The organism is Modestobacter sp. SYSU DS0511, assembly GCF_054050755.1.
On record NZ_JBJGZY010000017.1, the window covers coordinates 80,065 to 90,870 of the forward strand.

Genomic DNA, 10,806 nt, shown 5'->3' on the forward strand with positions numbered 1-10,806 from the left:
GGGCCGCGCCAGCCGGGGCGGGGCGTCAGCGGGGGCGGGGCGTCAGCGGGCGGTGAGCTCGCCGGTGGCCACCAGCTCGTCGGCGACGACCCGCAGCTTGACGTTGCGCCGCTGGGAGGCGTGGGTGAGCAGGGTGAACGCCTGCTCCGCGGTGATCTTGTGTCGCTCCATCAGGATGCCCTTGGCCTGCTCGATCACCGCGCGGGAGAGCATCGCCCGCCGCATGTTCGCCGACTCCTCCAGCGCCCGGCTGGTCGCCTCCGCGTTGCCGACCGCGATCGCGACGAAGGCCGCGACCTCCTCACCCAGCGCGACGTCGGTCTCGGCGAACGCCCCGGTCCGGGTGGCGTAGTTGTTGAGGGCCCCGATCGTGGCGCCCTGGTACGGCAGCGGCACCGACAACGAGCTGCGCACCCCGAACTCCGCGGCGCGCGCCGCGTAGCCCGGCCAGCGCTCCTCGGCCCGCATGTCCTCGACCACGAACACCTCACCGGCCAGGCCGGCGTCCAGGCAGGGGCCGTGGCCGCGCTGGTACTGCGACTCGTCGGCGTCCATCGCGAGCTGACCGTCGAACGCCGCGGTGAAGGCGCGCTCTCCCCGGATCAGCGTGATGGAGGTCGCCTCGGCGCCGGGTATGGCCCGGCGGGCAACGTGCACCACCTCGTCGAGGACGTCGGAGAGCTCACGGCCGGCGAGCTCGATCCCGGCCAGGGCCTGGTGCAGGTCCCACGACAGCTCGCTCATGGTGGGTGGGCCCCTTCCGTCGACGGCCGCCGCCGGTTCGACGGTCGCTGCCGAGTGGCGGACTCGGCCCCGCGAGGGTATAGCCCCCCTGCGCGTGCGCCGACACCGCGCGGGAGCGGGACGCCGCCCCGGCCCGAGGGCGGGTGGGCCGCGTCGGGCCCGTGGCCGCCGTGAGCGGCCGGCCGGGACCGTGCCGTCCGGGGCCGTGCCGTCCGGTCAGCCGTCCGGTCAGCCGTCCGGTCAGGCGTCCGGTCAGGCGTCCGGTCAGCTCCGCGACCACCCGGACCGCGGGTGCCACGGCGAGGAGCACCAGCCCTCCGGCGCACCAGCCGGCGAGGACGTCCGAGGCCCAGTGGGTGCCCAGGTGGATCGTGGTGAGCCCGACGCCGGCCGCGAGCACCCCGGCCAGGACGGCGCCGAGCCGACGGTGCCCGCGGGCCGTCATCACCAGGACACCCGCGGTCACGACTGCGTTGGCGGCGTGCCCCGAGGGGAAGATCGAGCCACCCAGCGCGAAGGCGTGGCCAGCGCCCACGTCGCCGGCGGCCTCGCCCAGTTGCAGGGGCCCCAGGCGACCGACGAGGTACTTCATGGCACCGACACCGACGTTGGTGAGCAGGGTCGCCACAGCCAGGACGACGAGCGGACCGGCGTTCCGGGCCCGCCAGGCCCGCAGCCCCAGCCACGGGACGACCAGGGCCAGGCAGACCGCCCGCTGGCCCAGCAGCACCCACCAGTCGGCGAGCGGGCCGAGGGCCGGCCAGCGCTGACCCGGTGCCCAGCGGTAGACCGCCTCGTCCAGCTCGACCACCCGGCTGCCGGTCAGCACCCCGGCCAGCAGCGCCAGCAGCACCGCTGTGAGCCCCCCGGCGAGCAGGGGCCGAGCGCGGGGCCTGGGGATCCGGAGCGCACTGTCCCAGGCCAGCAGCACCACCTCAGCATGGGTGGAGCACCGGCCCCGCGCGCGGGGAGCGGGCGACGCCGGTGCCCGAGGGCGCACGCCCCGGCGGGCCTCGTACCGGGCGCGCCCGCACGCGCACGGAGTGGTGGGATGGGGAGACCGCCGGAGGCGCGATCCGCCACCGGCCCGAGCGCCGCAGGAGATCCCGTGCAGTACGCCGAGTCCGTCGTCGAGCTGATCGGCGACACCCCGCTGGTCCGGCTGAACAAGGTGACCGAGCACCTGGGGCCCGACGCCCCGCTGGTGCTGGCCAAGGTCGAGTACCTCAACCCCGGTGGTTCGGTGAAGGACCGGATCGCGCTGCGCATGGTGGAGGCCGCCGAGGCATCCGGGGCGCTGCAGCCCGGCGGCACCATCATCGAGCCGACCAGCGGCAACACCGGCATCGGGCTGGCCATCGTCGCCCAGACGCGCGGCTACAAGTGCGTCTTCGTCTGCCCGGACAAGGTGGGCCAGGAGAAGATCAACGTGCTCAAGGCCTACGGCGCCGAGGTGCACGTCTGCCCGACCGCGGTCGACCCGGCCGACCCGCGCTCCTACTACTCGGTCTCCGACCGGCTGGCCCGTGAGACCCCCGGTGGCTGGAAGGCCGACCAGTACGCCAACCCGAACAACCCGCGGTCGCACTACGAGACCACGGGGCCGGAGATCTGGGCGCAGACCGACGGGCGGATCACCCACTTCGTCACCGGCGCGGGCACCGGCGGCACCATCTCGGGCGTCGGCCGCTACCTCAAGGAGGCCAGCGGCGGCCGGGTGCAGGTGATCGGCGCCGACCCCGAGGGCTCGGTCTACTCCGGCGGCACCGGCCGGCCGTACCTGGTCGAGGGCGTCGGCGAGGACTTCTGGCCCGAGGCCTACGACAAGTCGATCGCCGACGAGATCGTCGCGGTCTCCGACGGCGACTCCTTCGCGATGACCCGGCGGCTGGCCCGCGAGGAGGGCCTGCTCGTGGGCGGTTCCTGCGGGATGGCGGTGGTGGCCGCGCTGCGGGTGGCCGAGCGGCTGACGAAGGACGACGTCCTGGTGGTGCTGCTGCCCGACGGCGGCCGTGGCTACCTGAACAAGATCTTCAACGACGAGTGGATGGCCGACTACGGCTTCCTGGACGCCGGCGGCGGCGAGACCGTGGGCGAGCTGCTGACCGCGAAGGCCGGGGCGGACACCCCCGACCTGGTGCACACCCACCCGAACGAGACCGTCCGCGACGCCATCGACATCCTGCGCGAGTACGGCGTCAGCCAGCTGCCCGTGGTGCGGGCCGAGCCGCCGGTGACCGCCGGCGAGGTGGTCGGCTCGGTCGCGGAGAAGGCCCTGCTGGACGCGCTGTTCGCCGGGCGCGCGACGCTGGCCGACCCCGTCGAGCGGCACATGTCCGCGCCGCTGCCGATCATCGGCTCCGGCGAGCCGGTGACCGCTGCGGTGAGCGCGCTGGGCGAGGCCGACGCCCTGCTGGTGCACGTCGACGGCAAGCCCGCCGGCGTCGTCACCCGGCAGGACGTGCTGGGCCACCTGGTCGGCATCACGCCTACGGTCGGGGCATGAGCGGCTTCAACACGCGGGCGATCCACGCCGGGCAGGACCCGGACCCGGCGACCGGGGCGGTCATCCCGCCGCTGCACCTGACGACCACCTACAAGCAGGACGGCGTCGGCGGGCTGCGCGGCGGCTACGAGTACAGCCGCAGCGCCAACCCCACCCGGGACACCCTGCAGACGGCGCTGGCCTCCCTGGAGCAGGGCACCCGCGGACTGGCGTTCGCCTCCGGGCTCGCCGCCGAGGACACGCTGCTGCGCACCGTGTGCCGGCCGGGCGACTCGATCGTGCTGGGCGGGGACGCCTACGGCGGCACGTACCGGCTGATCTCCCGGGTGCTCGAGCCGTGGGGGGTCACGCACCAGCCGGTCGACCTCAACGACCTGGACGCCGTCCGGGAGGCCGTGGCCCCGGAGACGACGCGGGTGATCTGGTGCGAGACGCCGAGCAACCCGCTGCTCAACGTCTCCGACATCGCCGCGCTGGCCGAGATCGCGCACGCCTCCGGAACGCTGCTGGTCGTCGACAACACCTTCGCCAGCCCCTACCTGCAGCAGCCGCTGACGCTCGGCGCCGACGTCGTCGTCCACTCGACGACGAAGTACCTGGGCGGGCACTCCGACGTCGTCGGCGGGGCGCTGGTCGTGTCCGACGCGGAGCTCGGCGAGCGGCTGGCCTACCACCAGAACGCGATGGGCGCCGTCGCCGGCCCCTTCGACTCGTGGCTCGTGCTGCGCAGCCTGAAGACCCTCGGCGTCCGGGTGGAGCGGCACAGCGCCAACGCCGCCCGGATCGCCGAGTGGCTGCTGGAGCACCCGTCCGTCGGCGACGTGCTCTACCCGGGGCTGCCGCAGCACCGCAACCACGAGATCGCGGCGTCGCAGATGTCCGGCTTCGGCGGGATGATCTCGTTCCGCCTGAAGGCCGGCGAGGAGGCGGCGCTGCGGGTGTGCGAGCGCGCGCAGCTGTTCACCCTCGCCGAGTCCCTCGGCGGCGTGGAGTCGCTGATCGAGCACCCGCACCGGATGACCCACGCCAGCGCCGCCGGCTCCCCGCTGGAGGTGCCGGCCGACCTGGTGCGGCTGTCGGTGGGCATCGAGGACGTCGACGACCTCATCGCCGACCTCGACCAGGCCCTGTCCTGACGGCCTCCTCGCAGGGGCCGGCCGCGAGCCCGCGAGCGGTGGGGGGCGGGGGGTCCTTCCTCAGCGCGGGGCGGTGAGGATGCGCGGGCCGTCCTCGGTGACCGCCACGGTGTGCTCGACGTGCGCGGCGCGGCTGCCGTCGGCGCTGCGCAGCGTCCAGCCGTCGGCGTCGACCCGGTAGTCGTCGCTGCCGCCGGCCAGGAACCACGGCTCGATCGCGATCACCAGCCCGGCGCGCAGCGGCAGCCCGCGGCCGGGCCGGCCCTCGTTGGGCACGCTCGGCGCCTCGTGCATGCTCCGGCCGACCCCGTGCCCGCCCTGGTCGGTGTTGATCCCACACCCACCGGCCCGGCCGACCGCCCCGATCGCAGCGGAGATGTCGCCGACCCGGTTGCCGACCACCGCGGCGGCGATCCCCGCGGCCAGCGCCGCCTCGGTGGTCTCCACGAGCTGGAGGTCCTCGGCTCGCGGCCTGCCGATCGGGTAGGTCCGTGCGGCGTCGCCCACCCAGCCGTCCAGCGTCGCGCCGGCGTCCACGCTGAGCAGGTCGCCGTCCGCCAGCTCCTGGCTGGTCGGGATGCCGTGCAGCGCCACGTCGTTGACCGACAGGCAGAGCACGCCGGGGAACGGCGGGGTGGACGGCAGCGGGGCGTAGCCCAGGAACGGCGACGACGCCCCGGCGTCGGCGAGGACGTCGCGGGCGATCGCGTCCAGCTCGGTCAGCCGGACACCCGGGGCTGCGGCCGCCTGCACCGCCGCGTGCATGTCGGCGACCACCGCGCCCGCGGCGCGCATGGCGTCGATCTCCCCTGGCGTCCGCAGCTCGATCATCTGGATTCCCTCCCGGTATTGATATCCCGGTATTACTATCACGCCCATGGTGCGACCGCCGCTGACCCTCGAAGAGCGTGAGCGCGGCCGCCGGCTGGGGGCGCTGCTCCGCGAGGCCCGGGACGACCGCTCCCCCGCCGAGGTCGCCGCTGCCTCCGGGGTGAGCCTGGAGGCGCTGCGGAAGATCGAGTCCGGTCGGGTGCCGACGCCGGCGTTCTTCACCGTCGCCGCGCTCGCCGCGGCGGTCGGGCTCCCGCTCGACCGGCTGGTCGCCGAGCTGGGCGAGCCCGGCACCGATACCGCACTCTCGGCCTGACGCGCGGGGCGCTGCTCCCCCACCGGCCACTCCGCGGCTCGGTCCGGCCGTCTGAGGAGCACTGCCGCCCGGGCGGGTACAACCGTCGGGTGCAGCCCGAGCCAGCCGTCAGCGTCGTCATCGCCACCCGCGACCGGCGCGAGTCCCTGCTGCGGTCACTCGACCGGCTGGACGACGGCAGCCATCCGGTGGTCGTGGTCGACAACGCGTCGTCCGACGGCACCGCGGCGGCCGTCCGGAAGACGCACCCGCGGGTCGACGTCGTCGAGCTGCCGGAGAACGCCGGCGCGGTCGCCCGCACCGACGGGGTCCGGCGGGCGAGCACGCCCTACGTCGCGTTCGCCGACGACGACTCGTGGTGGGAGCCCGGGGCGCTGCAGCGGGCCGCCGAGCTGCTCGACGTCCATCCGCGGGTCGCGGTGCTGGTCGGCCGGGTGCGGATGGCCCGGGACGGGTCGGACGACCGGGTGTCGGTCAAGCACCGGGCGGCGGTGCTGGGGCGCTCCCCCGGTGCACCGGGCCCGGACGTGCTCAGCTTCCCGGCGTTCGCCGCCGTCGTCCGCCGGGACGCCTACCTCGCCGTCGGGGGGTTCTCCCCGTTCCTGTTCTTCGGCGGCGAGGAGCACCTGCTCGCCCTCGACCTGGCCGCCGCCGGCTGGCAGCTGGCCTACGCCGACGACGTCGTCGCCTGGCACGACCCGGCCGGCCCGGACCGGCCCTCGGCGCAGCGGTGGGCCCTGCAGACCCGCAACGACGTGCTCGTCGACTGGCTGCGCCGACCGCTGCCGGTGGCGCTCGCCGCGACCGCCCGGCTGGCCCGCCGCTGCCGGGACGAGCCGGCCGCCCGCACGGCGCTGGCCGGCGTGCTGCGGCGACTGCCCGCCGCCCTGCGGCAGCGCCGTCCGGTGCCCGCGGAGCTGGAGCGGCGGTTCGCCGCGGCCCAGCGCCCGCTCAGCCCTGCAGCTGGCGGGTGAACCAGTCGCGGGCGGCCGCGTTGCCCTCGGCGCCGCGCCGCTGGGCGGCGGCGATCTCCTCGGTCAGCGTGCCCGACAGGGCGTGCTCGAGGGCGGCGTCCAGCGTCACCGGGTCGATCTCGCCCGCTCGCAGCACCACCGGCCAGCTCAAGGCCGCCGCCTGGGCGCTCACCTTCGCGCCACCGACGATCGCGTCGCAGGCGATGACCGGCTTCCCGTGCGCCAGCCCGAGCACCAGGGCGTGCAGCCGCATGCTGAGCACCACGTCGGCCCGCCGGATCAGGGCCTCGACCTGGGACGGGAAGCGCTCGTGCGGCTTCTCGAACAGGTCCATCGTCAGCTCGAACCACGGGATCGCCCGGGCCCCGAGCCAGCCCTCGATCGCGGCCCGGACCTCGCCGGCGCGGCTGCGGTCGCCGTACTCCTCCTGCGGCGGGGCGAAGGCGACGGCGATCACCGGGACGTCGGGCGTGGTCGTGCCGATCGCGAGGTCGGGCCGGGCGATGCCGGGGGCGTCCCGCTCCCAGACCTGGTCGAACAGCGCGCGCCCGGCGTCGGAGACCACCGAGACGTTCACCGCCCAGCGCTGGGCGCCGGCGAACGCGCTGGTCAGCTCGCGCAGCAGCGGAGTGTCCGACACCGGCCCGCTGACGAAGACCAGGTGCGTGTAGTCGGTGGGGTCCAGCTCCCGCCAGTCGGGGCCGCGCTGCAGGTAGGGCGCCCAGGCGACGTCGTGGTCGACCCCGAGCTCACGGAGCCAGCCGGTGACGACGTCGGCCCCCAGCTCGTCACCGACGGTCGCGATGACCTCGTCGAAGCTGAACCACCCGGCGACCAGGACACGCATGGGCCCACCCTCTCAGGCCGGCCGCAGCGGGGTTGCAGGCGGTCAGCCCTCGGCAGCGACCAGGTCCTGGTACTCCGGGTGCCGGTCGATCCAGCCACGCACGAAGGAGCACATCGGCACGACGGTGCCCCCCTTGCTGCGGACGTCGTCCAGCGCGGCCCGGACCAGCTTGCTGCCCAGTCCGGAGTTCTCCTCGCCGGTGTCGACCTCAGTGTGGGTGAACACCACCTGGTTGCCGCGCCGCTGGTAGGCGGCCTGGCCCAGCAGCCGCTCGCCGTCGCGGATCTCGTAGCGGCTGTCCTCGGGGGCGTCGGTGACGGTCGTCTCCATGCCCGGGCCAACCCCCGGGGCCGGGGTGCTGTTCCCCGGCTCCGGAGGTTCAGGCCAGCCGGCGCGCGGCGGGGCCGGAGGTGACGGTGAGCGTGCCGGGCTCGGTGAGCCCCCGCCCGCGGCAGGCGGCGACGACGGCGTCGCTGATCGCCTGCGCGTCGCGGGGGTGGACCAGCGCGATCGCCGAGCCACCGAACCCGCCGCCGACCATGCGCGCCCCCAGCGCACCCGCCTCGCGGGCGGCCACGACGACGACGTCGAGCTCCACCGCGGACACCTCGTAGTCGTCGCGCAGCGAGGCGTGCGAGGCGTCCAGCAGCGGGCCGATCTCGGCCACCCGGCCGGCCCGGACCAGCTCGACCACCCGGTCGACCCGCTGGTTCTCCCCCACGACGTGCCGGGTGCGCGCCTGCAGCCGGGCGTCGGTGAGCCGGTCGACGTCGGCCTCGGTGGCGTCGGACAGCCACTCCAGGCCGAGCTGCCGGGCCGCCTCGTCGCAGTCGGCGCGCCGCTGGGCGTACTGGCCGTCGGCGAGGGTGTGCTTGACCCGGGTGTCGATCACCAGCAGCGCCAGCCCGGCCTCGGCGAGGCCCAGCTGCACGGGCTCGATGCGGAAGTCGCGGGTGTGGATGAGCAGGGCCGAGCCCTCCTCGGCCAGCAGGGCGACGGTCTGGTCCATGCCCCCGGTGCCGGCGCCGACGACCTCGTTCTCGGCCCGGATGGCGGCCTGGACGAGCAGGTGGCGCAGCTCGGGAGAATCGGCCCGGCCGGCCAGCTCGGCCGCGGCGATCGCCACCGCGGCCTCCAGCGACGCGGAGCTGGACAGGCCCGCGCCCAGCGGCACGTCGCTGCTGACCGACAGGTCCAGGCCCGGGACGTCGATCCCGGCCTGCTGCAGCGCCCACAGGGTGCCCGCGGCGTACGCGGCCCAGCCCTCGACCCGGCCGGGCCCCAGGCCGGCGAGGGTGCCCTCGAACGTCGGCGCGTCCGGGTCGGTGCTGGCCAGCCGGACGACGTCGTCGTCCCGGCGGCGCACGGCCGCGGCGGTGACCCGGGTCAGCGCCATCGGCAGGCAGCGGCCGCCGTTGTAGTCGACGTGCTCCCCGATGAGGTTCACCCGGCCGGGGGCGGTCCAGATGCCGTCCGGCTCGACGTCGAAGGCCCGACGCAACTCGGCCGCCGCCTGCTCGGCGAGCCCCTGCGCCCCGACCTCCGCGCCGGTGTCGACCCCTGCGCTCACGACGTCGACGCGTTCGCTCCCGCGGGGCCCTCCGCTCCTCGCTCGTTCCTCGCTGCGATGCTCACGCCCCTGTCCGCTCACGAGGCCACCTCCCGCAGCCGATCGGCGATGCGCTCCGGCGTCGTGTCGTTGATCCAGGCGCCCATGCCCGACTCCGAGCCGGCCAGGTACTTGAGCTTCCCCGGCGCCCGCAGCAGCGAGAACAGCTGCAGGTGCAGGCGGCCCAGCTCGCGGTCCTCCCCGGTGGGGGCCTGGTGCCAGCCGGCGATGTACGGCACCCGGTCGACCCCGGGGTGGAACCGGTCGACCCGGCGCAGCAGCTCCTGGTAGACCACGGCCAGCTCGGCCTTCTCCGCGTCGTCCAGCGCGGCGAGGTCGGGGACGTCGCGGTGCGGTGCCAGGTGCACCTCGACCGGCCAGCGGGCCGCCCGGGGCACGTAGGCGGTCCAGTGTGCACCGGCCAGCACGACCCGCCGGCCCGCGGCCTGCTCCGCGTGCAGCACGTCGGCCAGCAGGTTGCCGCCGGTCGCCTCGCGGTGCCGGCGCGCCTGCTCGACCAGCTGACCGGCGCGCGGCGGGAGGAACGGGTAGGCGTAGATCTGCCCGTGCGGGTGGGTCAGGGTGACGCCGATCTCCTGGCCGCGGTTCTCGAACACGAACACCTGCGCGATCCGCGGATCGGCCGAGTGGGTCGCCGTCCGGTGCGCCCAGGCCTCCACGACGGTGCGCATCCGGTGCACCGGGAGGTCGACGACGGAGGCCTCGTGGTCGCTGGAGAAGACGACGACGTCGCAGTGCCCGTACGCGGGACCGTCGGCCGGGCCGAACGGCGGGGTCTCCCCGTCGGGGCCCACGGCGATCGGGGCGAAACTGGGGAACTGGTTGGCGAAGACGACCACGTCGTACTCGCTGTCGGGGACCTCGCTCGGGTGGTGCGAGTCCCGGGTGGGGTCCAGCGGGCAGTCCGCGGCCGCCGGAAGGAACGTCCGGTTCATCCGGTGCCCGGCGATGGTCACCCACTCCCCGGTGAGCACGTCGTAGCGCACCTCACCGGCCCGCGGCGTGCCGTCGAGCGGCCGCTGGTCGACGGCTGCGTGCACGGGCCCGGCCCGGCGCTCGTCGTCGAAGTAGAGGATCGGGCGGCCGTCGGCGAGCGTCCGCTCGGTCACCTGCCCGGCCCAGCCCTGCGGTGCCTCTGCAGACCCCGGTCCCATCGACTGCGTCCTCTCCGTCCCGGGCGGCCACCGGAGCCCGGGGAACCGGGTCGGCGCCGCCACACAGACCGAAGGCCCGGTCACCAGAACGGTGACCGGGCCTCCGGGTTGGTAGCGGGGACAGGATTTGAACCTGTGACCTCTGGGTTATGAGCCCAGCGAGCTACCGAGCTGCTCCACCCCGCGTCGGTGAGATCAGGTTACCCCACCTCACGATCCGACGCGAACCGGGGTCGCTCGCGGTGGGGAGACGGCCCCCGGCCCGGGCTGGGGCCCCGGGCTGGGGCCCCGCGCTGGCGCCGCGGGTCCGACGGCACCGGAGCCGGACAGGAGCGAACGCCGGGCACGACCACGGCCGGACTGCTCCTCAGCCGGACAACACCACGGCCGGACATGACGGAGGGCCGGCCACCAGAACGGTGACCGGCCCTCCGGACGAGTAGCGGGGGCAGGATTTGAACCTGCGACCTCTGGGTTATGAGCCCAGCGAGCTACCGAGCTGCTCCACCCCGCGTCGGTGAGGCAACAGTACAACAGGTCCACCGGGCCGTGCCGAGGGGGGGGGGGGGGGGGGGGGGGGGGGGGGGGGGGGGGGGGGGGGGGGGGGGGGGGGGGGGGGGGGGGCGGGGGGGGGGGGGGGGGGGGGTGGGGGCGCCCCGCGCGCGCCG

Annotated in this window: 11 protein-coding genes and 2 tRNA genes; 4 read left to right on the forward strand and 9 right to left on the reverse strand. The window is 75.3% G+C overall.

Features of this window, described 5'->3' with window-relative positions; translation table 11 throughout:
- Positions 1-42: 42 nt before the first annotated feature.
- Positions 43-744, reverse strand: coding sequence for an ANTAR domain-containing protein (locus ACI783_RS10770; RefSeq protein WP_457140438.1), 702 nt, complete (start codon positions 742-744; stop codon positions 43-45).
- On the reverse strand, positions 683-1,597 hold the full coding sequence (locus ACI783_RS10775) for a phosphatase PAP2 family protein (RefSeq protein WP_457140439.1): 915 nt from the start codon (positions 1,595-1,597) through the stop codon (positions 683-685). Before ACI783_RS10775 ends, ACI783_RS10770 begins: the two co-directional genes overlap by 62 nt.
- A gap of 255 nt (positions 1,598-1,852) precedes the next feature.
- Here ACI783_RS10775 and ACI783_RS10780 point away from each other — a divergent pair, with 255 nt between their 5' ends.
- The gene (locus ACI783_RS10780) at positions 1,853-3,250 is read left to right on the forward strand and encodes a cystathionine beta-synthase (protein WP_457140440.1); all 1,398 of its coding nucleotides are present in this window, start codon (positions 1,853-1,855) and stop codon (positions 3,248-3,250) included.
- Positions 3,247-4,386 (forward strand): cystathionine gamma-synthase, encoded by a 1,140-nt coding sequence (locus tag ACI783_RS10785; RefSeq protein ID WP_457140441.1) that lies wholly within the window; start codon positions 3,247-3,249, stop codon positions 4,384-4,386. The genes ACI783_RS10780 and ACI783_RS10785 overlap by 4 nt, the downstream gene beginning before the upstream one ends.
- Before the next feature lie 60 nt (positions 4,387-4,446).
- On the opposite strand, the gene map is transcribed toward ACI783_RS10785, so the two are convergent.
- Complete coding sequence (gene map, locus ACI783_RS10790) at positions 4,447-5,217, reverse strand: type I methionyl aminopeptidase (protein ID WP_457140442.1); 771 nt, start codon at positions 5,215-5,217, stop codon at positions 4,447-4,449.
- A 46-nt stretch (positions 5,218-5,263) separates the two neighbouring features.
- Here map and ACI783_RS10795 point away from each other — a divergent pair, with 46 nt between their 5' ends.
- Together ACI783_RS10795 and ACI783_RS10800 are read left to right on the forward strand one after the other, a co-directional pair.
- Entirely contained in the window at positions 5,264-5,533 is a 270-nt protein-coding gene (locus ACI783_RS10795) for a helix-turn-helix domain-containing protein (protein WP_457140443.1), read from the forward strand.
- Between the two features lie 89 nt (positions 5,534-5,622).
- Positions 5,623-6,507: a glycosyltransferase family 2 protein gene (locus ACI783_RS10800; RefSeq protein ID WP_457140444.1), complete on the forward strand. Its 885-nt coding sequence runs from the start codon at positions 5,623-5,625 to the stop codon at positions 6,505-6,507.
- Here ACI783_RS10800 and ACI783_RS10805 read toward each other — a convergent pair.
- From ACI783_RS10805 to ACI783_RS10830, 6 genes are all read right to left on the reverse strand, one after another.
- Positions 6,485-7,354: a polysaccharide pyruvyl transferase family protein gene (locus ACI783_RS10805; protein ID WP_457140445.1), complete on the reverse strand. Its 870-nt coding sequence runs from the start codon at positions 7,352-7,354 to the stop codon at positions 6,485-6,487. The genes ACI783_RS10800 and ACI783_RS10805 overlap by 23 nt on opposite strands.
- Before the next feature lie 42 nt (positions 7,355-7,396).
- Positions 7,397-7,684: a GNAT family N-acetyltransferase gene (locus ACI783_RS10810; protein WP_457083746.1), complete on the reverse strand. Its 288-nt coding sequence runs from the start codon at positions 7,682-7,684 to the stop codon at positions 7,397-7,399.
- A gap of 49 nt (positions 7,685-7,733) precedes the next feature.
- Positions 7,734-8,924 carry a galactokinase gene (galK, locus tag ACI783_RS10815; protein ID WP_457140446.1) on the reverse strand — a complete coding sequence of 397 codons (1,191 nt, stop codon included), beginning with the start codon at positions 8,922-8,924 and terminating at the stop codon, positions 7,734-7,736.
- Positions 8,925-9,001: 77 nt separating this feature from the next.
- Complete coding sequence (gene galT / locus ACI783_RS10820) at positions 9,002-10,093, reverse strand: galactose-1-phosphate uridylyltransferase (RefSeq protein WP_457140447.1); 1,092 nt, start codon at positions 10,091-10,093, stop codon at positions 9,002-9,004.
- A gap of 154 nt (positions 10,094-10,247) precedes the next feature.
- Positions 10,248-10,324 (reverse strand) — tRNA-Met (locus ACI783_RS10825).
- Between the two features lie 254 nt (positions 10,325-10,578).
- A tRNA-Met gene (locus ACI783_RS10830) sits at positions 10,579-10,652 on the reverse strand.
- Positions 10,653-10,806: the final 154 nt, after the last annotated feature.